The organism is Amycolatopsis marina, from assembly GCF_900111885.1.
Taxonomy (GTDB): Bacteria; Actinomycetota; Actinomycetes; order Mycobacteriales; family Pseudonocardiaceae; genus Amycolatopsis; species Amycolatopsis marina.
Genome location: NZ_FOKG01000007.1, coordinates 180,375 through 204,837 on the forward strand (window position 1 = coordinate 180,375; position 24,463 = coordinate 204,837).

The 24,463-nt window shown below is 70.2% G+C and carries 23 protein-coding genes and 1 riboswitch; of the genes, 16 read left to right on the forward strand and 7 right to left on the reverse strand.

All coding sequences use genetic code 11. From position 1 onward, the window contains the following. Positions 1 to 50: 50 nt before the first annotated feature. Both obgE and proB read left to right on the forward strand, forming a co-directional pair. Positions 51 to 1,505 carry a GTPase ObgE gene (gene obgE, locus BM199_RS13750; RefSeq protein ID WP_091673489.1) on the forward strand — a complete coding sequence of 485 codons (1,455 nt, stop codon included), beginning with the start codon at positions 51 to 53 and terminating at the stop codon, positions 1,503 to 1,505. Beyond that, complete coding sequence (gene proB / locus BM199_RS13755) at positions 1,486 to 2,613, forward strand: glutamate 5-kinase (RefSeq protein WP_425425525.1); 1,128 nt, start codon at positions 1,486 to 1,488, stop codon at positions 2,611 to 2,613. Before obgE ends, proB begins: the two co-directional genes overlap by 20 nt. Before the next feature lie 55 nt (positions 2,614 to 2,668). Here proB and BM199_RS13760 read toward each other — a convergent pair whose 3' ends face one another. After that, positions 2,669 to 3,571, reverse strand: a complete 903-nt coding sequence (locus BM199_RS13760) for a PDDEXK family nuclease (protein ID WP_091673493.1) — start codon at positions 3,569 to 3,571, stop codon at positions 2,669 to 2,671. 149 nt (positions 3,572 to 3,720) lie between these two features. After that, positions 3,721 to 5,835 (reverse strand): RecQ family ATP-dependent DNA helicase, encoded by a 2,115-nt coding sequence (locus BM199_RS13765; protein WP_091673495.1) that lies wholly within the window; start codon positions 5,833 to 5,835, stop codon positions 3,721 to 3,723. A 320-nt stretch (positions 5,836 to 6,155) separates the two neighbouring features. Between BM199_RS13765 and nadD the strand changes: the two genes are divergently transcribed. From nadD to BM199_RS13800, 7 genes are all read left to right on the forward strand, one after another. Further along, positions 6,156 to 6,812 carry a nicotinate-nucleotide adenylyltransferase gene (gene nadD, locus BM199_RS13770; protein ID WP_245788347.1) on the forward strand — a complete coding sequence of 219 codons (657 nt, stop codon included), beginning with the start codon at positions 6,156 to 6,158 and terminating at the stop codon, positions 6,810 to 6,812. A 9-nt stretch (positions 6,813 to 6,821) separates the two neighbouring features. Continuing rightward, a complete protein-coding gene (rsfS, locus tag BM199_RS13775; protein ID WP_245788348.1) occupies positions 6,822 to 7,244 on the forward strand; it encodes a ribosome silencing factor in 423 nt (140 codons plus the stop codon). Further along, positions 7,241 to 7,852 carry a histidine phosphatase family protein gene (locus BM199_RS13780; protein ID WP_091673497.1) on the forward strand — a complete coding sequence of 204 codons (612 nt, stop codon included), beginning with the start codon at positions 7,241 to 7,243 and terminating at the stop codon, positions 7,850 to 7,852. Before rsfS ends, BM199_RS13780 begins: the two co-directional genes overlap by 4 nt. Before the next feature lie 3 nt (positions 7,853 to 7,855). After that, the gene (gene octT / locus BM199_RS13785; RefSeq protein ID WP_091673498.1) at positions 7,856 to 8,629 is read left to right on the forward strand and encodes a diglucosylglycerate octanoyltransferase; all 774 of its coding nucleotides are present in this window, start codon (positions 7,856 to 7,858) and stop codon (positions 8,627 to 8,629) included. Positions 8,630 to 8,638: 9 nt separating this feature from the next. Next, entirely contained in the window at positions 8,639 to 9,490 is an 852-nt protein-coding gene (locus BM199_RS13790; protein WP_091673500.1) for a DegV family protein, read from the forward strand. A 211-nt stretch (positions 9,491 to 9,701) separates the two neighbouring features. Beyond that, entirely contained in the window at positions 9,702 to 10,496 is a 795-nt protein-coding gene (locus tag BM199_RS13795) for a ComEA family DNA-binding protein (protein ID WP_245788349.1), read from the forward strand. Further along, on the forward strand, positions 10,493 to 12,886 hold the full coding sequence (locus BM199_RS13800) for a ComEC/Rec2 family competence protein (RefSeq protein WP_245788350.1): 2,394 nt from the start codon (positions 10,493 to 10,495) through the stop codon (positions 12,884 to 12,886). Before BM199_RS13795 ends, BM199_RS13800 begins: the two co-directional genes overlap by 4 nt. 20 nt (positions 12,887 to 12,906) lie before the next feature. On the opposite strand, the gene thrC is transcribed toward BM199_RS13800, so the two are convergent. After that, entirely contained in the window at positions 12,907 to 14,175 is a 1,269-nt protein-coding gene (gene thrC, locus BM199_RS13805) for a threonine synthase (RefSeq protein WP_091673501.1), read from the reverse strand. Positions 14,176 to 14,187: 12 nt separating this feature from the next. Continuing rightward, a riboswitch (SAM riboswitch) is annotated at positions 14,188 to 14,319 on the reverse strand. Between the two features lie 173 nt (positions 14,320 to 14,492). On the opposite strand from thrC, the gene holA reads away from it, so the two are divergent. Continuing rightward, on the forward strand, positions 14,493 to 15,473 hold the full coding sequence (holA, locus tag BM199_RS13810; RefSeq protein WP_091673503.1) for a DNA polymerase III subunit delta: 981 nt from the start codon (positions 14,493 to 14,495) through the stop codon (positions 15,471 to 15,473). 81 nt (positions 15,474 to 15,554) lie between these two features. Here the strand turns inward: holA and rpsT are convergent, their stop codons facing one another. Then, positions 15,555 to 15,815, reverse strand: a complete 261-nt coding sequence (gene rpsT, locus BM199_RS13815; protein WP_091673504.1) for a 30S ribosomal protein S20 — start codon at positions 15,813 to 15,815, stop codon at positions 15,555 to 15,557. A 206-nt stretch (positions 15,816 to 16,021) separates the two neighbouring features. On the opposite strand from rpsT, the gene BM199_RS13820 reads away from it, so the two are divergent. From BM199_RS13820 to BM199_RS13830, 3 genes are all read left to right on the forward strand, one after another. Continuing rightward, the gene (locus BM199_RS13820) at positions 16,022 to 17,041 is read left to right on the forward strand and encodes a zinc-binding dehydrogenase (protein WP_342741711.1); all 1,020 of its coding nucleotides are present in this window, start codon (positions 16,022 to 16,024) and stop codon (positions 17,039 to 17,041) included. Between the two features lie 89 nt (positions 17,042 to 17,130). Next, complete coding sequence (locus BM199_RS13825) at positions 17,131 to 17,766, forward strand: EamA family transporter (protein WP_091673506.1); 636 nt, start codon at positions 17,131 to 17,133, stop codon at positions 17,764 to 17,766. A gap of 45 nt (positions 17,767 to 17,811) precedes the next feature. After that, positions 17,812 to 18,186, forward strand: coding sequence for a VOC family protein (locus BM199_RS13830; RefSeq protein WP_091673508.1), 375 nt, complete (start codon positions 17,812 to 17,814; stop codon positions 18,184 to 18,186). A gap of 5 nt (positions 18,187 to 18,191) precedes the next feature. Here the strand turns inward: BM199_RS13830 and BM199_RS13835 are convergent, their stop codons facing one another. Further along, entirely contained in the window at positions 18,192 to 18,794 is a 603-nt protein-coding gene (locus BM199_RS13835; protein ID WP_091673510.1) for a class I SAM-dependent methyltransferase, read from the reverse strand. 164 nt (positions 18,795 to 18,958) lie between these two features. Here BM199_RS13835 and lepA point away from each other — a divergent pair, with 164 nt between their 5' ends. Then, the gene (lepA, locus tag BM199_RS13840; protein WP_091673511.1) at positions 18,959 to 20,818 is read left to right on the forward strand and encodes a translation elongation factor 4; all 1,860 of its coding nucleotides are present in this window, start codon (positions 18,959 to 18,961) and stop codon (positions 20,816 to 20,818) included. A 144-nt stretch (positions 20,819 to 20,962) separates the two neighbouring features. Next, positions 20,963 to 22,018: an NAD(P)H-dependent flavin oxidoreductase gene (locus BM199_RS13845; RefSeq protein WP_091673736.1), complete on the forward strand. Its 1,056-nt coding sequence runs from the start codon at positions 20,963 to 20,965 to the stop codon at positions 22,016 to 22,018. Between the two features lie 23 nt (positions 22,019 to 22,041). Here BM199_RS13845 and BM199_RS13850 read toward each other — a convergent pair whose 3' ends face one another. Continuing rightward, positions 22,042 to 23,106, reverse strand: a complete 1,065-nt coding sequence (locus BM199_RS13850) for an alpha/beta fold hydrolase (RefSeq protein ID WP_091673513.1) — start codon at positions 23,104 to 23,106, stop codon at positions 22,042 to 22,044. A 99-nt stretch (positions 23,107 to 23,205) separates the two neighbouring features. Beyond that, positions 23,206 to 24,174 carry a quinone oxidoreductase family protein gene (locus tag BM199_RS13855; protein ID WP_091673514.1) on the reverse strand — a complete coding sequence of 323 codons (969 nt, stop codon included), beginning with the start codon at positions 24,172 to 24,174 and terminating at the stop codon, positions 23,206 to 23,208. 59 nt (positions 24,175 to 24,233) lie between these two features. Here BM199_RS13855 and BM199_RS13860 point away from each other — a divergent pair, with 59 nt between their 5' ends. Beyond that, positions 24,234 to 24,461: a hypothetical protein gene (locus tag BM199_RS13860; protein WP_091673516.1), complete on the forward strand. Its 228-nt coding sequence runs from the start codon at positions 24,234 to 24,236 to the stop codon at positions 24,459 to 24,461. Positions 24,462 to 24,463: the final 2 nt, after the last annotated feature.

Sequence of the window (24,463 nt, forward strand, 5' to 3'; positions counted from 1 at the left end):
GGACAGGCTGGGAAGAGTCGTTGTCCTGTCCATACTGAGAGAGGTACACCATGGCATCCCGGTTCGTTGACCGCGCGGTGATTCATCTGGCCGCAGGGGACGGCGGGAATGGCTGTGCCTCCGTGCACAGGGAGAAGTTCAAGCCACTGGGTGGGCCCGACGGCGGCAACGGCGGCAACGGCGGCGATGTGCTGCTGATCGTCGACCCCAACGTGCACACACTCCTGGACTTCCATTTCCGGCCGCACGCCAGAGCGGGCAACGGCAAACAGGGGCAGGGCAGCAACCGCAACGGTGCCGCGGGGCAGTCGCTGGAGATGCACGTGCCCGACGGGACCGTGGTGCTCACCCAGGACGGCGAGGTGCTCGCCGACCTCGTGGGAGCGGGCACGACATTCGTCGCGGCCCAGGGTGGGCGCGGCGGTCTGGGGAACGCGGCGCTGGCTTCCCGCGCGCGCAAGGCCCCTGGCTTCGCCCTGCTCGGCGAGGAGGGCGAAGCGCGTGACCTGGTGCTGGAGCTGCGGTCGGTCGCCGATGTCGGGTTGCTCGGGTTCCCCTCCGCCGGAAAGTCCTCGCTGATCTCCGTGGTGTCCGCTGCCAAGCCGAAGATCGCCGACTACCCGTTCACGACGCTCGTGCCGAACCTCGGCGTCGTCGAAGCGGGCGAGACCGTGTTCACGATGGCGGACGTTCCCGGTCTGATTCCCGGGGCGAGCGAGGGCAAGGGCCTCGGCCTCGACTTCCTCCGGCACATCGAGCGGTGTGCGGTGCTGGTCCACGTGGTGGACTGCGCGACCTACGAGTCCGATAGGGACCCGCTGTCCGATGTCGACGCGCTGGAGAACGAGCTCGCGAGGTACACCCCCAGTCTGGGCGGGGACCTCGCCGAGCGACCCAGGGTGGTCGTGCTGAACAAGGTGGACGTGCCCGAGGCCGCGGAACTCGCGGAACTGGTGCGGCCCGACCTGGAGGCACGGGGTTTTCAGGTGTTCGAGATCTCGACGGCGACCAGGAAGGGGCTGCGGGAACTGACGTTCGCGCTGGCGCAGGTCGTCGAGCGGTATCGAGCCGCACAGCCTGCCCCGGAACCGGCGAAGATCGTTCTCAAACCCGCTGCCGTCGACGACTCCGGCTTCACCGTCGAGTCCGACCCGAATGATCCGGAAGGCTTCATCGTGCGGGGAACGCGCCCGGAGCGATGGGTGCGGCAGACGAACTTCGGCAACGACGAGGCCGTGGGCTACCTCGGCGACCGGCTGAACCGGCTGGGTGTCGAGGAGGAACTCGCCCGCCAGGGTGCGCAGCCGGGCAGCCCGGTGACGATCGGCGACGTGACGTTCGACTGGGAACCGTCCACACCGGCCGGAGTGGCCGCGCACATGTCCGGCCGGGGAACGGATGCCCGGCTCGAGGACACCAGCCGGATCTCCGCCGCCGAGCGCAAGGAAGCCCGCCGGATGCGGCGGGACGGGACGGAAGAGGGCGATGCGGAGTCCGGTGACTGACACCCGAGAGGCGATCGCGTCGGCACGCAGGCTGGTCGTCAAGGTCGGCTCGTCGGCACTGACGACGGCGGGCGATGGCCTGGACACCGCGCGGCTGGACGCACTGGTGGACGCCATCGCCGACCGGATTTCCCGGAACACCCAGCTCGTGCTGGTGTCGTCGGGCGCAATCGGCGCCGGGCTGGCCCCGCTGGCGCTGGCGGCACGCCCACGGGATCTCGCCACCCAGCAGGCCGCGGCGAGCGTCGGGCAGCTGGCGCTGGCGCACGCCTACGCCGAGTCGTTCGGCCGGTACTCGCTCACGGTCGGCCAGGTGCTGCTGACCTCCGACGACGTTGTTCGTCGTGCGCACTACCGCAACGCGCAGCGCACCTTTTCCCGGCTGCTCGCGCTCGGCGCGGTACCGGTCGTCAACGAGAACGACACCGTGGCCACCGAGGAGATCCGGTTCGGGGACAACGACCGGCTCGCTGCCCTCGTCGCTCACCTGATCGGCGCCGACGCCCTCGTTCTGCTGTCCGATGTAGACGCTCTGTACGACGGTGACCCCAGGGACGGGGCGACCCGCAAGGTGGCCGAGGTCACCGGGGAGTCCGATCTGGACGGTCTAGTGGTGGGCATGTCGAGCTCTGGGCTCGGCACCGGGGGGATGGTGTCCAAGGTCGCGGCGGCGCGCACGGCGGCGGCCGCGGGTATCCCCGTGCTGCTGGCAGCCGCCACGCAGTCGGCCGAGGCGCTCGGCGTCGCCGATGTCGGTACCGCCTTCACCCCGGCCGGCACCAGGCTGTCGGCCCGTCGGTTCTGGCTCGGTTATGCGGCAGGGTCCTCCGGCAGGCTGCACCTCGACCACGGAGCGGTCGAGGCGGTGCTCACCCGGAGGCGGTCGCTGCTCGCGGCGGGCGTCACGGGAGTGGACGGGGACTTCCAGGCAGGCGACGTCGTGGACCTGGTGGACGCCGCCCAGCGGGTCGTCGCGCGTGGAGTGGTGAGCTTCGACGCCATGGAGCTTCCGGAACTGGTCGGCCGCTCCAGTCACGACCTCCCCGCGGAGCAGCGCCGCGAGGTCGTGCACGCCGACGACCTGGTCCCCCTCTCCCACATCAGGTAGGTACGCCTGCAAGTACCACCAAGTAAGATCAACAACTGCTTTTTCTCGCGCCAACTCAGGGCGCCGTCATACCGAGTGCCGAGCGCACCGACGCGACGAACCTTGCCTTGCCGTGCATGATGTCCCACCAGGTGAACCGCAGGATGGTCCAGCCCTCCGCGACGAGCAGGTTCTGCCGCCAGCGGTCGCGATAGAGCGCCTCCGGTTCACTGTGGACGCCCTGCCCGTCGAACTCCAGCCCGACCATGTGCTCCGGGTAGGCGCCGTCGAGGTAGAAGACACTGCCGTCGTGCGCGACGACACGGTACTGCGCTTCGGGCAGTGGAACCTCACTGTTGCGCAGCGCGAGACGACCCGCCGTCTCCAGGAGTGACTCCGCTTTCCCGTCAGCGCTGAGGACCCGGGTACGGGCCAGTGCGTCGCCCGGTGCCCCGGGTCTCGCGTCCAGTGCGGTCAGCAGTTCAGTTCTACCCACCAGCCGCCGCCGGAGCGAGTCGTCCACTGCCCACACCGCGGCGGTCTCCTCGATCACGGGGAGGAGGTCGATCAACGTCCGCGGTGGCCGGGTGACAGGTACTCCCCGGTGGACGTCGACGTCACCGAGGTCCATCTCCCGGCTGTGGAACACGAGTTCCTTCCGGCGAATGCGGCGCTGCGTCCGCGCCACGGTCACATGTTCCGGACCTCGCCCGTCGGGCAGCGGGATGCCGTGCACCCGGGCAGCCGTGTGATGGCTCGCAACCGCGTCTGCGATTCCAGTGGTCAGCACCGCGGCCCGGGCCAGCGCGAGCGGCGTGACCTCGTCGGCCCGGCAGATGTAGATGCCGCGCTGCAGGCGCCGCAGCCGTCCTGTCCGCAGTGCCTTCATGATCTGGTCCGGGTCGACACCGGCGTGCAGTGCGTTGTCTCTGAGTATCAATCCGTCCGACTCTCGGACATCCCCCATCCATTCGTCCACCCACCGATTGTTCGGTGAGAAGGGCGCTCCTGGACAGATCCAATTTCCACCTGTGGATAACTGGGATCTGCCGGCTCACTTGGAGTGGGTTAGCGCTGGTGTGGATCTTGCTTGGTGGTACTTGCGGACGCTCCAAGCCGGGGGCTGGGTCAGGAGGCGCTGGCCAGAGCGAAGGGGAGTACCGCGGGCGCGCCCGCGCTCTGGAGCATGCGGGCGGCGAGGGTGACCGTCCAGCCCGTGTCGACCACGTCGTCCACGAGCAGCACCGGACCGTTCACATCGGACAACTCGGCCCGGAGGCTGTCCGGCAGCGACAGTCGGCCCCACAGGTCCGCGAGCCGTTGCGCGCTGTTCGCCCGTCGCGGCGGTGGGCCCGCGGACTCCAGCATGCCGAGGAACCGGAGCTTGCCGACCTGCGCCAGCCGTTGCGTCAGGTCCTGCACCAACGTGGGGCGGGTGTGCGAGGCGACACCCACCACCGCGACGGGCCGCTCGGTCCAGTCCCAGGCCGCGAGCACCGAGAGACAGGCCTGGAACACCGGATCCGGAACGGGCCCGTCCTCCGCTCTGATGCCGACGAGGTCACGCAGCCGGTTGCCCCAGCCGACGTCGGTCAGCCTGCCGAGCGCACGGCCGGTCGCCGCCTGCTCTCCCTTGGGAATGCGACCGGACAGGGGGACGTCGAGCGCGGCCATTCCGGTCGGCCACTGCTTGCGTGACGTCAGCTCCACACCCGGCTTCTGCAGGCTGCGTCTCGTCTCGTCCGCCGTCTCGGCCGACACGGAGGTGGACCACCTGTTGCCCGTGCAGTTGTCGCACCGCCCGCACGGCGCGGCGTGCGGATCGTCGAGCTGGCGGAGCAGGAACTCCATCCGGCAGCCTTCGGTGGCGATGTAGCCCAGCATCGCGCGCTGTTCCTGGGCACGCGCCTGCCGCACGCGCTCGTAGCGGCGTTCGTCGTACTGCCAGTCCTGTCCGGTCGCCTCCCAACCGCCGCGCACGCGGCGGACCGCCCCGTCGACGTCGAGCACCTTGAGCACCATCTCCAGTCGCGAGCGGGACAACTCCACCGTCGGTTCGATCGCCGCGGTGGACAGCGGCCGCTGCGCCGCCGACAGCGTGTCCAGGACCTCGGTCACGCGCTGCTCCTCCGGGAAGGCGAGGGAGCCGAAGTAGCGCCAGATTTCCTCGTCCTCCCTGCCCGGCAGCAGGATCACCTCGGCGCGGCGCACGCCGCGGCCCGCGCGGCCCACCTGCTGGTAGTACGCGATGGGTGAGGACGGCGCCCCCAGATGCACCACGAAACCGAGGTCGGGTTTGTCGAAGCCCATGCCCAGCGCGGACGTCGCGACCAGCGCCTTGACCCGGTTGGCCAGCAGGTCGTCCTCGGCAGCCTGTCGCTCCGCCGGATCCGTCTTGCCCGTGTAGGCCACGACCGGGTAGCCGCGCTCGGCCAGCAGACTCGCCACGTCCTGGGCCGCGGCGACGGTGAGTGTGTAGATGATGCCGGAACCGGGGAGCTCGCCAAGATGGTCGGCGAGCCAGGCGAGGCGCGATTCCGCCGTCGGCAGCGAGGCGACGGCCAGGTGCAGGCTCTCGCGGTCCAGCGGGCCGCGCAGCACCAGGGTCCCCGTGCCCGATTCGCTGGTGCCGATGCCGAGTTGCTCCGCGACGTCGGTGGCCACCCTGTCGTTGGCGGTGGCCGTGGTGGCCAGCACCGGCACGCCCTGGGGCAGATCCCCCAGCAGTGTCCGCAGCCGGCGGTAGTCCGGGCGGAAGTCGTGCCCCCAGTCGGAGATGCAGTGTGCCTCGTCGACCACCAGCAAACCGGCGGAGGCGGTGAGCTTGGGCAGCACCGAGTCCCGGAAATCGGGGTTGTTCAGCCGTTCGGGGCTGACCAGGAGAACGTCGACCTCGCCGGCTGCGATCTGCGCCTGCACCACGTCCCACTCCTGGGCGTTGGCGGAGTTCATGGTCGCGGCGTGGATACCTGCCCTGGCGGCGGCGGCGATCTGGTTGCGCATGAGCGCCAGCAGGGGCGAGATGATGACTGTCGGCCCGCTGCCCTGTTCCCGCAGGAGTGCGGTGGCCAGGAAGTAGACCGCGGACTTCCCCCACCCCGTGCGCTGGACGACCAGTGCCCTGCGGCGCTGTGCCACCAGGGCCTCGATCGCCGTCCACTGGTCCGCACGCAGGATCGCGTCGGCACCTGCCAGTGCCCGAAGCAGTATGTCGGCGCGTTCGCGAAGGGTTTGGGTGTCCACGTGTCCACGTCTACCGCATCGCACCGACCGGCCTCGCCGCGGCTGCCTCGACGACACGATCGATACCGCGGCCTCGCTTCGCTCGGCGGCACCTCGCTACGCGACCGGGCGTAGCGGGTCACCCTGTGTTCTGGGAGCTACGCGCTCTGCCGGTGGCCTCGCTTCGCTCGGCGGCACCTCGCTACGCGACCAGGCGTAGCGGGTCACCCTGTGTTCTGGGAGCTACGCGCTCTGCCGGTGGCCTCGCTTCGCTCGGCGGCACCTCGCTACGCGACCAGGCGTGGCGGGTCACCCTGTGTTCTGGGAGCTACGCTCGGACCATGTCGACACGTCGCATCGGGGTGATGGGTGGCACCTTCGACCCCGTGCATCACGGCCACCTTGTGGCGGCCAGCGAGGTTCAGCACCGGTTCTGCCTCGACGAGGTCATCTTCGTGCCCACGGGGCAGCCGTGGCAGAAGTCCGACCGGGTCGTCACCAAGGCCGAGGACCGCTACCTGATGACCGTCATCGCGACGGCGTCGAACCCGGTGTTCTCCGTGAGCCGGGTCGACATCGACCGAGGTGGGCAAACCTACACGGTGGACACGCTGCGGGACCTGAACGCCGAGTTTCCCGACGACGAACTGTTCTTCATCACCGGTGCCGATGCGCTGGAACAGATCCTGACCTGGCGTAACGCGGACGAACTCTTCGATCTCGCGCATTTCATCGGTGTCACCCGTCCGGGTTACCACCTCAACGACCACCATCTGCCCAGCGGCAAGGTCAGCCTGGTCGAGGTCACCGCGATGGCCATTTCCTCGAGCGGCTGCAGGGAACGGGTGCGTGGGGGTGAGCAGGTCTGGTACCTCGTGCCCGACGGCGTCGTCCGGTACATAGCCAAGCGCAAGTTGTACCGCCCGGACGGGGAACAGCCTGGCCGGGGCGACTCCGGAGGCGGACGGGTAGGCTGCTCGGGGCATATCAATACCTGAAGGAGCACTGTGGCAGCGACGGCCGAAGCACGAAACCTCGCGACGGCGGCCGCCCACGCGGCGGCGGACAAGAAGGCGAGCGACATCGTCGTTCTCGACGTGTCCGACCAACTGGTCATCACCGACGCGTTCGTGATCGCCTCCGCGCCCAACGAGCGCCAGGTGGGCGCGATCGTCGACAACGTCGAGGAGAAGCTGCGCGGGGCCGGGCACAAGCCGGTCCGGCGTGAGGGCGCCCGTGAGGGACGCTGGGTACTGCTCGACTATGTGGACGTGGTCGTGCACGTCCAGCACGACGAGGAGCGCTCGTTCTACGGTCTCGAGCGGTTGTGGAAGGACTGCCCGCGCATCGAGGTTCCGGATCTGGACCTCGGTCCCGGCCCGGAGCAGGGTGACGGGGTGTCGGCAGGCGAGGGGCACGAGGAACGGTGACGTTGCGGCGCCTCGTCCTCTGGCGGCACGGCGAGACGGACTACAACGCCGCGGGCCGGATGCAGGGGCACCTGGACTCCGCGCTGACCCAGGTGGGCTGGAACCAGGCACGCTTCGCGGTGCCCGCGCTCGCCAGGTTCCAGCCGGATCTCATCATCGCCTCGGACCTGCGCCGTGCCACCGACACAGCCACCGTCCTCGCCGAGTCGATCGGCGTTCCGCTGCGGATCGACAAGCGCCTGCGGGAGACACATCTCGGCGAGTGGCAGGGCCTGACCGGAGCCGAGGTCGACGAACGCTCGCCCGGCGAGCGGGAACGCTGGCGGCTCGATTCCACCTGGGCCCCGCCCGGGGGTGAGTCCCGCGTCGACGTCGCCGACCGGGCGGTGGAGGTCGTAGCCGACCTGCACACGGCCGAGGAGCCGAGCGAAACCGTCCTGCTCGCTGCCCACGGGGGTCTGATTCTCGCGCTCACCGCGCGCCTGGTCGGCCTGCCCGTCGCGAGCTGGCCGGTCCTCGGCGGCATCGGCAACTGCCACTGGGTCGAACTGGGGCTGCGAAACGGCGCCTGGCGCCTGCACGCGTACAACGCCGGCATGACCGGCTAGGACATGAGCGCGACAGCCGAAGAGGGTCAAGTGCCGGTGGGGGACCGGGGTGCCTCACCACGGATCCTGGTGTTCGCCGACTCGCTGAGCTTTCACGGTCCCGACGGCGCGCACGCGGCCGACGAGCCGGATCTCTGGCCCAACGTGACCGCCCGCGCCCTCGGCGGCTCCGCCGACCTCGTCGGCGGCATCGGCTGGACGGCGCGTGACGCGTGGTGGTCGCTCACCGGCGACCCGCGCGTCTGGGCGGATCTGCACCACGCCGATGTCGTCGTGCTCGCGGTGGGCAGCATGGACACCCTTCCCTCGCCCCTGCCCACCTACCTGCGAACCGGGCTGCGGTACCTGCGCCCCGCCGGGCTGCGCAGGACCGCGCGCGGCGCCTACCTGCGTGCCCAGCCGAGGCTCGCCGTCGCACTGCGGGGCAGGCCTGCCGTACTGCCGACCAAACTGACCGTGCACTACCTGCGGACGGCCGTCGACGCACTGCGCGTGCTGCGTCCCGAACTGCCGATCGTGGGCTGGCTGCCTTCGGTCCACCGGGCCGCGTCCTACGGCTATGTCCACACGGTGCGTCACCGGACGGCGGCCGCCATGACGGAGTGGGGAAGTTCGGCGGGTGTGCCGCTGCTGGATCTGCCCACCGTGGTCGGGTCGCACGTGCTGGGCGGCCACGGCAATCCGGACGGAATGCACTGGGGCTGGGACGGGCACCGGGCGGTGGGCGCTGCCATGGCGGAGCTGATCACCCCGCTGCTCACCCGGGACGGCACGTAGGCTGAGCTGGTGCCGGTCGCAGTTGTCACGGACTCCACAGCCCATCTGCCGGAGGGCTTCGCCGAGCGCCACCACATCAGGGTGGTGCCGCTGCACGTCCTGATCGACGGCATCGCGGCGCTCGACGGCACCGACGTGGGGCCCGCCGCGCTGGCCGAGGCGCTCGGGCAACGACGAATCGTGACGACCTCCAGGCCCACCCCAGGGGAGTTCGCCGCGGCGTTCCGAGCCGCTCTCGACGACGGTGCGGACAGTGTGGTCTCGATCCACCTTTCCCGGGACCTGTCCGGTACCTGGGAGGCGGCTGTGCTCGCCGCGCAGGAGGTCGGGCCGGACATCGTGCGGGTGGTCGACTCGCGCACCACCGCCATGGGGCTCGGGTTCGCGGCCCTGCACGCGGCCACCGCCGCGGCTGACGGGGCGGACAGCGCCGAGGTCGAGGCGGTCGCCGTGCGGACGGCGGCACGCTCGGAGACGTTGTTCGCGGTGGAGACACTGGAGCATCTGCGCAGAGGCGGGCGGATCGGTCCCGGCGCCGCCCTGCTGGGAACCGCGCTGGCGATGAAGCCGGTGCTCCGCATGGACGACGGGCAGATTCGGCCGCTGGAAAAGGTACGGACGATGAACCGTGCGGTGGCGAGACTGGTCGATCTCGCTGTGGAGGCCGCCGGGGAAGGCAGTCCCGAACTGGCGGTCCACCACCTCGCGGCACCCGAGCGGGCGGTGGAGCTGGCGAACCGGCTGGAGGACCGGCTGCCGGGCTCAGGCGGGTGTGTCGTGTCCGAGATCGGCGCGGTCATCGGTGCGCATACCGGGCCCGGCGTGCTCGGGATCGTGGTCCAGCGCACGGCGGGAGACTGACGGCGCCGGTGAGAGCCGAACTGGCCGCCGTAAGCATGCGCATGAACCCGCTTGGCCGGAGGCACGTCCTGGCGACGCGATCGCGTCACGGATTCTCAGACCGACGCTGAGTGCCTATCGTTTCCGCGAGTTGTCCACGGGTACCGAGTTGTCCACAGCCTGCCGGATTGAGGCTGTCCACCCGGCTTCGCCGCTTCCTAGCGTGGGCCTCGTGTCGAACGAATCATCGAGCAACAGCAGGCTCCTCCACCTGAAGAACCAGGCCGAGGCCGCCGAGCGCGGACAGGGTCGCGAGCACGGCGAGCACGGCGAGCACCGAGAGCGGGACGGACCGGTTTCCGGAGCGCTCGGCCGGATGGTCGACCGGTGGCTGCCCGGCTCCATGGCGAGTACGCGTGGTCCGGGGCGACGCCGGGGAGTCACCATCGCCGCGCTGCTGGGTGTCCTGAGTGCGGTGGTGCTCGCCGTGGTGTTGATCCGAGGCGGTCCCGGCGCCGAGGCGCCCCCACCACTGCCGCTCGCCGGAGAACGCGCCACCGTGCCGGCGGAATCGGGTGCACCCGTCAAACCCGAGGCGGACGAGCCGGTGGTCGTGAGTGTTGTCGGCAAGGTGCGTGAGCCGGGACTGGTCACCGTCCCTGCCGGGTCACGGGTCGCGGTCGCCGTCGAAGCGGCAGGTGGCGCGCAGGACGGAGTGGACCTGGCTTCGGTGAATCTGGCGCGCAAGCTGACCGACGGCGAGCAGATCCACGTCGGCCTGCCGGTCTCTCCGCCGATGGAAGCGGTTGGTGGAGGTCCGCCCGGGGCGCAGGCGAAGATCGACCTCAACACGGCGACCGCGAAGCAACTCGATGACCTGCCCGGGATCGGGGAGGTCACCGCCGGGCGCATCCTGGACTGGCGCACCGAACACGGGGCGTTCACCTCGGTGGAACAGTTGCGTGAGGTGGAGGGGATCGGGGACACGCGGCTGTCGCGGCTGCGTGACCAGGTGAGTGTGGGGTGATCGACAGCGGGACACGCCGTGCGGACACCTCGCGGGCGGGCCCCGATCTCCGGCTGCTGCCCGCTGCGTGTGCCGTATGGCTCGCGGCGTTGCTGGGATTGTTGTGGGGGTGGTGGGCCGCGCTGCTGTGCGGCTCGGCAGCCGCGCTGCTCGGCGCGCTCTGGCTGGGCAGGTCGGTCGGCGAGCAACGGCCGGGGCGATCAGCCACGGCGGCTGCCGCGCTGGCGGTGTGCGGTGTGGTCGCGGCACTGCTGGTGACGGTCCAGGTGGCGCGGGCGCAACAGGATCCCCTGCGCGTGGCCGCTGGCCAGGGTGCGGAGGTGGTGCTGCGGGCGGAGGTGGCCGAGCGTCCGCGCCCGGTGCGCTCCACCGGTTACGCGGGGCAGCAGGGTGGTTCGAGGTCGGTGCTGGTCGTGGTGCGGGTGGAGTCCGCGATGCGGGCCGGCGCCGCACTGACAAGCAGGGGGAGGGTGCTGCTGATCGCGAATGCCGTCCACTGGTCCGGTCTGCTGCCGGGGCAGTCGTTCACTGTCCACTGCGGACTGACGCAGGCTCGCCCAGCCGAGCTGACGGTCGCGGTGTGTTTCGTTCGAGGGCCGCCCGGGGCGGTGAGTGGCGCGTCCTGGTGGCAGCGCGGCGCCGACAGGATGCGCGCGTCCCTGCGTCGTGCGGCCTCGGTGCTGGCGGACGAGCCGGCGGGATTGCTCCCCGGGCTCGTCGTCGGCGACACCAGCCAACTGTCGGTACGGGTGGAGCAGGAGTTCCTCGATGCGGGGATGTCCCACCTGACGGCGGTGTCCGGCGCCAACATCACGGTTGTCTGCGGGGCGATTCTGCTGCTGTTGCGTGCGGCGAGGGTGGGGCCCCGGTTGCGGGCCGGCGCTGCGGGTGTGGCGCTGGTCGGCTTTGTCGTCCTCGTCGGCCCGGAACCCACGGTGCTGCGCGCCGGGGTGATGGGCGCGGTGGGGCTGCTCGCGCTGGCGCTCGGTCGCGACGGTTCCGCCCTGCCTGCGCTGGCCGCCGCGGTGGTCGGTCTGGTGCTGCACGACCCAGGAATGGCGGTGAACTTCGGCTTCGCCCTGTCGGTGGTCGCGACGGCGGGGCTCGTGCTCGTGGCACCGCGCTGGACGGAGCGGATGCGCCGCAGGGGCGTGCCCGCAGTGGTCGCGGCCGCCCTTGCCGTGCCGCTCGCGGCGTTTCTCGTGACGGCGCCGATCGTGGCGGGCATGGCAGGCAGCCTCAGCGCTGTCGCCGTCGCGGCGAACGTGCTGGCCGCCCCTGTGGTGGCTCCGGTGACGGTGCTCGGGGTCGCGGTGAGCGTGCTCGCGGGTCCCTGGCCGTTCGGGGCAGGCTTGCTCGTGCGGATCGCCGGTCCCGGCGTCGACTGGCTGATTCTGGTGGCCAGGCAGGCGGCGGCCGTTCCCGGCGCCGTGGTGCCATGGCCGTCGGGCTGGTGGGGTGGTCTGCTCGCCGCGCTCACGGTCGCCACGGCGGTCGTCGCGTTGCGTTACCGGCCGGTACGGACAGGGCTTGCGGTCGCACTGGTCGTGCTGCTGCTCGTCGTCGTGCCGGTCCGGGTCGTGGCGCCCACATGGCCGCCCTCGGACTGGTCGGTGGTGGCCTGTGATGTCGGGCAGGGTGACGGCGTCGTACTCACGACCGGGGAGCGGGGACGCGCGGTCGTGGTGGACACCGGGCCCCGGCCCGGTCCGGTGGACCGCTGCCTCGATCGGCTCGACGTGGACCGGGTGCCCCTGATCGTCCTCAGCCATCTGCACGCCGACCATATCGGCGGCCTCAGTTCGGTGTTCGAGGGCAGGGCCGTGGGTGGGATCGCGCTCGGGCCGGGGCGGACACCGGACTGGGCATGGCGGGAGGTCGCGGACCTGGCGGCGGAACACCAGGTTCCGCTGCTCGAACTCGCCACCGGCGATCGGTTCGGCTGGCCGGGGCTGGACATCGAGGTCATCGGCCCGAGATACGTTCCGCCTACGGAAGCCGGCGCCGATCAGGACGGGACGAGTATCAACAACTCCTCGGTCGTGGCGGTCGCCACGACCGAGGCAGGCAGAGTCCTGCTCACCGGCGACATCGAACTGACCGCGCAGGCCGATCTGCTGGCGGCGGAGACGGATCTGCGGGCCGAGATACTCAAGATTCCGCACCACGGCAGCCGCTTCTCCCTGCCGGAGTTCCTCGGTGCGGTGCGGGCGCGGGTGGCGCTGGTTAGTGTCGGTGCGGACAACACCTACGGCCATCCCAGTCCGCGCACCCTTCGGGTACTCACGGGGGATGGAACGCTGGTCGCTCGCACCGACACGAGCGGGGACACCGCGGTGGTGCCCGGCGAAACCGGGCCCTCCGTGGTGCGCAGGGGACCGGGCCGGTGAATCCCGGCCCGGTGCCCGCGTTACTTTCCGAGGGCTGCCTTCACCGCATCCGCGTTCGGCGGCACGGTCGCCTTAGGACCGACGTGGTTCTCGATCGCGTCCAGTGTCTTCAGTCCGTCGCCGGTGATCAGCAGCACCGTCTCGGCGTCCGGGTCGATCTTGCCCGCTTCGATCAGCTTCTTCGCGGTCGCGACGGTGACGCCGCCCGCCGTTTCGGTGAAGATGCCCTCGGTGCGGGCCAGCAGCCGGATGCCCTCGACGACCTCCTCGTCGCTGACGTCGTCAATGGCGCCGCCGGTGCGGTTGACGACGTCGAGGACGTAGGGCCCGTCGGCCGGGTTGCCGATCGCGAGCGAGCGGGCGATGGTGTCCGGCTTGACCGGCTGCACCACGTCATGACCGTCGCGGAATGCCGAGGACACGGGGGAGCAGCCGGTGGCCTGTGCGCCGAAAATCTTGTACGGGCTGGCTTCCACGAGTCCCAGCTCGCCGAGCTCGCGGAAGCCCTTGTCCACTTTGGTCAGTTGCGAGCCGGAGGCGATCGGGACCACGATCTGCTCGGGCAGTCGCCAGCCGAGCTGCTCGGCCACCTCGAACGCCAGGGTCTTCGACCCCTCCGAGTAGTAGGGCCGCACGTTGACGTTCACGAACGCCCACGTCTCGCGGTCGGCGGCGAGCTGGGTCGCGAGCCGGTTCACGTCGTCGTAGTTGCCGTCTACCGCGATCAGCGAACCGTCGTACACCGCGGTGGTGAGGATCTTCGCCCGCTCCAGGGAGGACGGGATCAGCACCACGGAGTCCCAGCCCGCGCGGGCCGCGGCGGCGGCAACGGCGTTGGCCAGGTTGCCGGTGGAGGGGCAGGCCAGGGTGTCGAAGCCGAACTCCCGCGCCGCGGCCAGCGCCACGGCGACCACCCGGTCCTTGAAGGAGTGCGTGGGGTTGCCGGTGTCGTCCTTGACCCAGAGCTTGCGGACACCGAGGGCTTTCGCGAGGCGGTCGGCGCGGACCAGTCGGGTACAGCCCGGTTCCGTGTTCGGGATCTCCTCCACGTTGGACGGGACGGGCAACAACTTCTTGTAGCGCCAGATGTTGCGGGGGCCGGACTCGATGTCCTCGCGGCGGATCCTGCCGAAGTCGTAGGCGACTTCCAGGGGGGAGAAATCCTCGGCGGAGACGAATTCAGGGGCCAGTGGCTGGCGGTGTCCCTCTTCCTTGGACACCAGTTCCACGGCGGGGCCGAGGTCGAGCGCACGGCCGGTGGAGGTCTTCGATCCCAGGGCTGCAGTCATCGCGAGGTCCTTTCCTCATCTGTCCCACGATGTGGGCCGGAATTGGCACCGTGATCGTCAGCTACCTCGCGGAATCGAGATGACAGGCTGACGCCGGTTGCCGGGGCTTCAACGGGCCGTTCCCTCTGCCCCTCTGGATGAGCGGTATTCGGTTGTCGGCGGGCGCGGGCCCTGCCTCGCCTACACCGTACGACATCTGTCCGCACTCCTGCCACGGGATCGGGAGACGCGTCACCATTTCCTCCTGTCGCGGAGCTTTCGGGACCACGGCGGAACCGCTTCCGGCCGTTGTCGGCGGCACATGGGAGGATCGGCGCGTGACCGTCCCAGCCGCCACCCCCGCCCCGCTGCACCTCGTGCTCGGCGAGGAGGAACTGCTCATCGAGCGGGCGGTGCGCGCGGCTCTCGCCTCCGCCCGCCTCGCCGATCCCACCGCCGACCTGACCCGGATGCGCGTGTCCGAACTCACAGCGCCCGCGCTCGCCGAACTGGTCAGTCCGTCACTGTTCAGTGAGGGCAGGGTGATCGCGCTGGAGGCCGCGCAGGAAGTGTCGCAGGAGATCGCGGACGCGGTCCTGTCCTACGCCGCCCAGCCCGCCGACGGCATCGTGCTGGTCGTGGTGCACTCCGGCGGTGGACGCAGCAAGGCGGCCAAGGCACTGCCCGCCGCGTTGCGCAAGGCCGGGGCCGAGGTCACCGAATGCGCGAAGATCACGCGTCCTGCGGACCGGGAGGCCTTCGTCCGTCATGAGGTCCGCACGGCGGGCGGGCGGATCGACGCGGCCGGGGTACTCGCACTGATCGACGCGGTGGGATCGGATCTCCGCGAACTGGCGTCCGCGGCAGCGCAGCTGGTCGCCGATTCGGGCGGCAACGTGGACGAGGACGCCGTACGGCAGTACCACCGCGGCAGGGCGGACGTCACCGGATTCGTCGTCGCGGAGAAGGCAGTGGGCGGTGACCGGGCGGCGGCACTGGAGTCGATGCGCTGGGCGATGCAGATCGGCGTGCCGCACGTGCTGGTCGCGGACGCACTCGCCGACGCTGTCCGCACGATCGCCAGGGTCGCGGGCGCGGGGCGGGGCAATCCCAACCAGATGGCCGGAGAGCTGGGTATGCCGCCGTGGAAGATCCGCAAGGCGCAGGGACAGGCGCGCGGCTGGGGGCAGGACGGCCTCGCTGAAGCCATGCGCGTGGTCGCCCGGCTCAATGCCGAGGTCAAGGGCGCGGCCGCGAGTCCGGACTACGCGCTTGAGCGGGCGATCATGGACGTGCTCGCCGCGCGCGAACGACGTTGAGAACAGCGCGAGGCCCCGGCGACCGAGTCGCCGGGGCCTCGCAGCTTTCCAGGCTCACTGTGCGGCCGGAGCCGCGTGCGCTCAGAGCTGGTTGACGCGCTTGGCCATCGCCGACTTCTTGTTGGCGGCCTGGTTCGGGTGCAGGACACCCTTCGTGGCGGCCTTGTCCAGCTTCTTGGACGCCTCACGCTGCAACTCGAGGGCCTTGTCCTTGTCACCGGCGGCCGCAGCCTCCCGGAACTTGCGGATCGCGGTCTTCACCGACGAACGCACCGACTGGTTGCGCTGCCGCGCCTTCTCGTTGGTCTTGATCCGCTTGACCTGCGACTTGATGTTGGCCATGCCGGTACTCCTCTTCGACGGTGGTGATGGCTGCCGCGTTGTTGTGGCCCCGGCCGCCGGTTCGGCGACTGCGGGTTTTCCTCCATGGCGGAACGCCACACGGCAACGACCGGTCAGCTTACACGGCGACGATCCGACCATCGCGCCCCACCAGGGTGCAGGCGTGGGCATGTGACCTGGCTTCCAGTCCTTGACCTCCAGGTTACTTGAGGTTCAAGAGTGAGTGGCGGGAGAACGACACGATGGAGGCGGAAGACATGCAGGTGGTCCAGGTAACGAAGTTCGGCGGGCCCGAGGTACTGGCGGCGGCTCAGCTACCTGATCCGGTGGCGGGTGCGGGGGAGGTCGTCATCGCGACGGCCGCCGCGGACGTGCTCTTCCTCGACACGATGGTCCGCGGTGGCGGCGGGGGCGAGTTCTTCCCGGTGCAGCCGCCGTACGTTCCCGGCGGGGGCGTGGTGGGCGAGGTGGTCGCGGCGGGGCAGGGAGCCGACCCCGCACTGCTGGGGACGACGGTGATCGCGCGGCTGAGCGGCGGCGGGTACGCGGAGCGGGTCGCGGTGGCGGCCGACCGGGCGCACCGCGTCCCCGCCGGGGTCGACCCGCGGCTGGCGGTGGCCCTGCTGCACGACGGCGTCACCGCCCTTTCCCTGGCCGAGCGCGGCCGGATTCAACCGGGGGAACGCGTGCTGGTCACCGCGGCGGGCGGCGGACTGGGGCTGTTGCTGGTGCAACTGGCCAAGGCCGCGGGCGCGCAGGTCGTCGGCGCGGCGCGCGGGGAACGGAAGCTGGCCCTGATCCGTGCGCAGGGAGCGGACGCCGTCGTCGACTACTCCGAGGAGGACTGGACCGAGCGGGTGCGGGAGGCCACCGGCGGCCGGGGCCTGGACCTGGTCCTCGACGGTGCGGGCGGGCAGGTGGGTGCCGCGGCGTTCGCGTTGACGGCGAACGGCGGCAGGTTCTCCGCGCACGGCACGCCGAGTGGCGAGTTCGCGCCCGTCGAGGCCGAGGAGGCGGCTCGACGTGGCATCACCCTCTGGGGAATCGAGGCCGTGCAGTTCGACCCGGAGGAGGACGCACGGCTCACCGCGCAGGTCCTCGCCGAGGCCGCGGCGGGTCGGCTCAGGCCGGTGATCGGCCAGACGTTTCCGTTGAGCGCGGCGGCCGAGGCGCACGCGGCGATCGAATCCCGTCGTGCGCTCGGCAAGACCCTGCTGCTGATCTGAGGGAGCGTCTGAGAATCGCGTCACGGGTTCTCAGTGGATACCGAGCGTCGGCCCTGCTGGGATAGGGGCATGGACGGGAGCGGTGCGCGATGACCGGCGCCGCTCTCGCCCTTGTCCTCGGCGCCGCCGTGGTGCACGCCGGATGGAACCTGGCGGCCAAGCGGGTGCCCGGTGGCGGTGCCATCTTCGTCTTCCTCTACTACACCGTTTCGGCGGTGGTGTGCCTTCCACTGGCGATCGTCGTGCTGATGCAGACCCCAGGATCTCCACAGTGGACCTGGCTGTTCGCTTCCACGGTGACCGCGCTGCTGCACGTCGTTTACGGAGTGGTGCTGCAACGGGGTTACGCCGTCGGCGATCACTCCGTCGTCTATCCCCTTGCCCGGGGCACCGGGCCACCCGTGGTCTATTTCGGCGCCGCCGCTCTGTTGCAGAGTGCGTTGCTGGCTCCGTTCGCCCTCAGGGACGCGAGTGGGACCGCGACGCTGTGGCGCACCCACCGCAGGGAGGTCCTGCTGGTCGGCGTGCTCTCGCCCGTCGCCTACCTGCTGGTGCTCTTCGCGCTGCGTATCGCGCCGGTGAGTCTCGTGGCCCCGGCCAGGGAGCTGAGCATCGTGCTCGGCGGTCTGGCAGCCTGGCGGGTACTGGGTGAGGCCGAGCCGGTACGCCGGATCGCCGGCTCGGGCATCGTCCTCGCCGGGATCACGGCGATCGCGTTCGCCTGAACACGGTGGTCCAGGTAGGAGTCGACACGAGACGGAGGGGCGCCGATGGAGGTGCTGAGCAGCCGGATCCTGCTGAAACCGCGGAACCGGCAGGTGACCACGGAGTTCTACCGCGACGTGCTCGGCCTCGCCGTCTACCGGGAGTTTCCCGTCGGGACGGTCTTCTTCCTCGGCCAGGGCTTTCTCGAGGTCGTCGGGGAAGGTGAGCAGGGGGCCGGGCCCGACGTCGCACTCTGGCTGCAGGTGCGCGACCTCCCGGACACCCTTGCCGAGCTCGCGCTGCGCGGGGTCCCGATCGTGCGTGCGGCCCAGCGGGAGCCGTGGGGGCTGGACGAGGCCTGGATCGCCGACCCGGACGGCACCCGGATCGTGCTGGTGCAGATCCCCGAGGACCACCCACTGCGAGCCGACACGCGGTAGAGCCGTCAGGAACGCGGTCGCACCGCCCGCAGTTGCACCGCTCTGCTCGCGGCCCTGCCCGGCGGATCCCAGGTCCAGCTCTGGACGTCGGTGAATCCGATGGTCTCGAACTCGTGCACCAGTTCGTGCCGGGGCACCGGCAGCCACTTCTCGTGGGCGGACAGCAGCAGCCGCCCGCCCGGCCGCAACACCCGCAGCAGTTCGGCCAGCGCGGCCGATCGGTCGGACCAGAGCATCAGGTTGTTCACACTGAGCACCACGTCGACCGAGTCTGTTTCCTGACCGGTGGCCTCGGCCGTGCCCGTGCGGAGCTCCACGGTGCCCGCCTCGACCGCGGCAGCGCAGCGGCGCCGGCAACGCCGCAGCATCTCCTCGGACGGGTCGACGCCGATGGCCTGACGTGCCCGCGCCGCGGCGAGGTCGAGGCCGACTCCGGGACCGGGGCCGATGACGAGCACGGTCTCGTCGCTTCCTGGTTTGGCGACCTCGACCACCTTGCTCTCGGTCGGCCCGTTGCCCCGTTCCATCATCGCCCCGCCGACGCGGCCGAGCAGACCACGTGGATGGCCGAACGCCCTGTCCAGTACTTCGTGCAGTGAGGTAGCCATACTTCGAGGACAGCACGGCCATGCACGCCTCGCATCGGGGATGACCCCGACCCGAACCCGGGACCGGCTCCGGTACCGGACGAGGCGTTGTGCAGCACCCCGGGAGTCACCTGGGTGGGTCATGGGACGATGAAGGCTGCCAACCCCGACGCGAGGACCAGCGAGTGACAGTGACGCGCACGTTTGCCGACTCCACCTTCACCCCGCCGGAGCAGATCCGGAACTTCTGCATCATCGCGCACATCGACCACGGCAAGTCCACCCTGGCCGACCGGATGCTGCAGATCACCGGGGTCGTGGAGGGGCGCGCGATGCGCGCGCAGTACCTCGACCGGATGGATATCGAGCGCGAGCGCGGTATCACGATCAAGGCGCAGAACGTCCGCCTCCCGTGGGTGGTCAACGGCAACGAGCATGTTCTGCACCTGATCGACACCCCGGGCCACGTCGACTTCACCTACGAGGTCTCGCGCGCGCTCGAGGCGTGCGAGGGCGCGATCCTGCTGGTCGACGCCGCGCAGGGGATCGAGGCGCAGACGCTGGCGAACCTCTATCTCGCGCTCGAAAAAGACCTGCACATCATCCCGGTGCTGAACAAGATCGACCTGCCCGCCGCCGAGCCGGACAAGTACGCCGCCGAACTCGCCCACATCATCGGGTGCGAGCCCACTGACGTGCTGCGGGTGTCGGCCAAGACCGGTGAGGGCGTCCGGGAACTGCTCGACGAGGCGGTTCGGCAGGTGCCGCCGCCGGTCGGGGAGGCCGATGCCCCCGCGCGGGCGATGATCTTCGACTCGGTGTACGACACCTACCGCGGAGTCATTACCTACATCAGGGTGGTGGACGGCCGGATCACCCCGCGCGAGCGCATCAGGATGATGTCGACCAACGCGACACACGAGTTGCTCGAGGTCGGGATCGTGTCGCCGGAACCGAAACCCAGCAAGGGGCTTGGGGTCGGCGAGGTGGGCTATCTGATCACCGGCGTGAAGGACGTACGCCAGTCACGTGTCGGCGACACCGTCACCTCCGAGCGCAAGGGCGCCGAAAAGCCGCTGACCGGGTACCGCGAACCAAAGCCCATGGTCTACTCGGGCCTGTATCCGGTGGACGGCTCCGACTATCCGGTGCTCCGCGAGGCGCTGGAGAAGCTGCAGCTCAACGACGCCGCGCTGACCTTCGAGCCGGAGACGTCGGTGGCGCTGGGATTCGGTTTCCGCTGCGGGTTCCTCGGCCTGCTGCATCTGGAGATCACCAGGGAGCGGCTGGAGCGGGAGTTCAACCTCGATCTCATCTCCACCGCGCCCAACGTGGTCTACGACGTGTACATGGAGGACGGCAGCGAGCACGTGGTCACCAACCCGTCCGACTGGCCGACGGCGGGCAAGATCGCCGAGGTGCACGAGCCGCTCAGCAAGGTGACGGTGATCGTACCCTCGGAGTTCATCGGTTCGGTGATGGAGCTCTGCCAGGGCAAGCGGGGGCAGCTGCTGGGGATGGACTACCTGTCCGAGGAGCGGGTCGAACTGCGCTACCACCTGCCGCTCGGCGAGATCATCTTCGACTTCTTCGACTCGCTGAAGTCCCGTACCCGCGGCTACGCCTCGCTGGACTACGAGGAGGCAGGAGAGCAGGTCGCCGCCCTGGTGAAGGTCGACATCCTGCTGCAGGGCGAGGGCGTGGACGCCTTCTCGGCGATCGTGCACAAGGACTACGCCTACGCCTACGGCAACAGGATGGCCACCCGGCTGCGCGAGCTGATTCCGCGCCAGCACTTCGAGGTGCCCATCCAGGCCGCCATCGGTGGGCGGATCATCGCGCGGGAGACGATCCGGGCGATCCGCAAGGACGTGCTCGCCAAGTGCTACGGCGGCGACATCTCGCGGAAGCGCAAGCTGCTGGAGAAGCAGAAGGAGGGCAAGAAGCGGATGAAGACCGTGGGGCGCGTCGAAGTGCCGCAGGAGGCCTTCGTCGCCGCGCTGTCCACCGAGACGCCGTCGGACAAGGGCAAGGGCAAGAAGTAGCACCGCTGCTCGATCACGAAGCGGACTGGCCTCGAACGAGTGAGTGCCGGCAGCGTCACCGTGATTCCGGTGGGTTCTTGCCCCACGTAGCGTGAGGAGGGCGGGGTCGTCGGTGGCGTGGCGGCACTTCGTACGCTGTGCAGCATGTTCGAAAGTCTGCGTTTCCCCGTGCTCGTCGCTCCCATGGCCGGCGGTCCGTCCACGCCCGAGTTGGTCGCCGCGGCAGGCAGGGCAGGCGCGTTCGGGTTTCTGGCGGCCGGATATCTGGGTGTCGAGTCGCTGGCCGAGCGGATCGAGCGGACCCGGTCCCTCACCGACGCGGAGTTCGGGGTCAACCTGTTCGTCCCCGGTGTCCGCTCCGGCTCGAATGTCAGCACCTACGCGGAGCGGTTGGGCCCTGAGGCCCGGCGGCTGGGCGTGGAGGCGGGAACCCCTCGCTGGGACGACGACGTCTACCCGGCGAAGCTCGATCTGGTCGTCGCCAGCGGCGTCCCGGTGGTGTCGTTCACCTTCGGCGCTCCCCTCGCCGAGGACGTGGCCAGACTGCACGAGGCGGGCAGCAAGGTTCTGGTGACCGTCACCAACCCGGCGGAGGCGCGGCAGGCCGCGGCGCTGGGGGTGGACGGGTTGTGCGTCCAGGGCTTCGAGGCTGGCGCGCACCGCGGGGTCTTCACCGACGACCCGCAGGACCCGGCCGGCGGCGAGCTCTACGGTCTGCTCGCGGCGCTACGGCTGATCTCGGCCGAGACCGACCTGCCACTCGTCGCCGCTGGTGGCCTCGTGCATGGCGCGGACGTTGCCGCCGTGCTGGTGGCTGGGGCCGTCGCCGCACAGCTGGGGACCGCGTTCCTGCGTGCGGACGAGGCGGGGACCGCGCAGCCGTATCGGGACGCGCTCGGTGCCGCGGGCAGGCAGACCGCGGTCACCAGGGCGTTCAGCGGACGGCCGGCACGAGGGCTGGTCAACCGGTTCCTGCGCGAGCATTCGCCGCATGCCCCCGCCGCCTACCCGCAGGTCCATCACCTCAGCAAGCCGATCAGGGCGGCCGCCGCGGCAGCGGGAGACCCCGAGGCGATGTCCTTGTGGGCCGGGCAGACGTATCCACTGGCCGATGCGGGCCCGGCCGGGGAGATCATCGACCGGCTACGGGAGCAGGCGCGGGAGGCGGTCGAACGGGGTGGGCGCAGGGTGCTCGGCTGACCCCCCGTCGTCCTGGCCAGGTCCTATCCGGCCGCGCCGCGCTCCTCGCCGATGTCCACCGGCTGCGCCCCACGCAGGGCACCAGTGCTTTGGGGACCTCCGCGCTGTGCGCCCGCCGCGAAGTAGGCGAGCAGTTCCGCGATCGCGGTCGGGTCGTCGAGCTGCGGGCAGTGGCCCCAGTCCTCCCGCAGCAGCAGTCTGCTGTGCGGCACCAGCGAGTGCAGCCGCCTGCCGGCGGCGGCGCTGACCAACCGGTCCTTGCCGCAGGCGACCACGAGCAGGGGTGCCTGGATCTCGTCGAGCCGGTAGGCGTCCGCCAGTTCGCCGACCAGTTGCCTTGCCTGCTCCAGCCGGGTCTTGGTGGATCGGTAGTCGGGGAACAATTCGACGAACCGCCGGACCTGTTCGCGTTCGGCAGCCGAACTGTCGGCGTAGAGCAGCCGGGGGACCACCTGCTCGGCCACCGTGCGCACGAGGAAGCCGGGCACCGGCACCGGCAGGGCGTTGTACAGCCGCAGTGGGAACGGATAGCGGCCGACGGTGCGGACCAGCCAGGAGTCCACGAGACCGGGGGCGGCGATCGAGGCCACCCCGGCGATCGGCAGCCGCTGGTTCTGTGCGGCCCGCAGGCTCGCGGTGCCGCCGAGCGAGTTGCCCGCGAGCACCACGTTGCCGAGGACGGACTGCTCGCGGACGATCGCCGCGGTGAACGTGTCCAGCTGTGGCAGGAGCGGGCCGGGCCGCAGTGCTTCCGCCTCACCGAACCCGGGGAGGTCGACGGCGATGGCACTGTGGCCCGCGGCACCCAGTTCAGCGAGCACCGAGTTCCAGGTGTCGGCGTTGTCGCAGTAGCCGTGCAGCAGGACCAGCCGCGGCGCGCTCGGCCGGGTGGCCGCGCGCCTGCCGGTCAGCCGACCGGCCCTCCGCCTGCCCGTGTGACCGTGGTGCTGGTGGGAGTCGGCGCGGCCGACTTCCAGCACCCTGGTCCGGACGCCCGCATAGCGGCGGTAGCCGACCCGTACCTCGGCCGGGTCGGCCTCGTCGTGGCTCGCCGGATCAGGCGATGCCTCCCGCCACTTCGCGGTCATCCATTCAGGTTAGCCAAGAACTTGCGGCCGAGCCCGCTAAGTTGTGGATCACAAACCGGTATCGACGTGGTGTCAACAAGGCGTCTGTGCTGGTCAGAGCTATTTTTGACGGAAAACGATCTTTCCAGCCGTGGCGCCGCGCTGCATGTCCTCGAACCCTTGAGCAGCATCGGAGAAGGGAAGTTCAGCGCCGATCTGCGGGCGGATCCCGGTCAGTTCCACGTAGGAGAGCAGGTCGGCGAGTTCGTCCCTGGTGCCCATCGTCGAGCCTGATACCCGCAGTTGCAGGAAGAACACCCGCTGCAACTCCGCGTTCGCGTCCGGGCCACTCGTCGAGCCGGAGACCACGATGATGCCGCCCGGCTTGAGGGACCGCACCGAGTGACCCCACGTCGCCTTGCCGACGGTCTCGAACACCGCGTCGACCCGCTCCGGAAGCCGGGAGCCGGACTCGAAGCTCTGGTGCGCACCCAGCCCTTCGGCGAGTGCTCGCTTCTCCTCGGACCTCCCGGTCACCCAGACGCGCATTCCCGCCGCCCTGCCGAGCTGGACCAGCGCGGTGGACACACCGCCGGAAGCGCCCTGCACCAGCATCGTCTGCCCCGGGCGCAGCCCGGACTTGACGAACAGCATCCGATAGGCGGTCAACCACGCGGTTCCCATGGTCGCGGCCTCGGCGAAGGAGAGGCCGGCGGGTTTCGGCAGGACGTTGCGTGCGGGTACGACGACCCGGTCGGCGAACGTGCCCTGGTGCTTCTCGGTGAGCAGGGTGCGCTTGGGGTCGAGAGTGTCGTCGCCCTGCCAGCCAGGGGCGTTGATCACCGAGTGCAGGACGACCTCGGTCCCGTCCTCGAGCACGCCCGCGCCGTCGCAACCGAGGATCATCGGGAACTGTTCCGGCTTGATGCCGACACCCCGCAGGGTCCAGAGGTCGTGCATGTTCAGGCTGGCCGCCCTGACCGAGACGGACACCCAGCCCTCGGGCACCTCCGGCTCGGGTCGTTCGCCGACGACGAGCGAGGCCAGCGGGTCGTCCTGGTTTGGTTCCTTCGCGTACACGGCAAACATGCGGCCAACCTACCGGCCCGTCACCTGTTTGGCAGTAGCCCCGGCGTAGGCTCACACTCGTGCTCGATGGACTGGCCGAGTGGTGGGACGCGCTGGAGCTGTGGCTCGTGCAGCGCTGGTTCCCCGTGCAGTTCGTGTTGGTCATGGCGGTGCTGATTCCGCTGTGCCTGGCACTGGTGTGGCTGCTGAGCCGGATCGTCGACCGGGTCGCCACCTGGATCGGCACCGACCGGTGGGACGAGAACACGACTCCGCGTGACGACGCGCGGACGGACAGGGCGGGGTGACG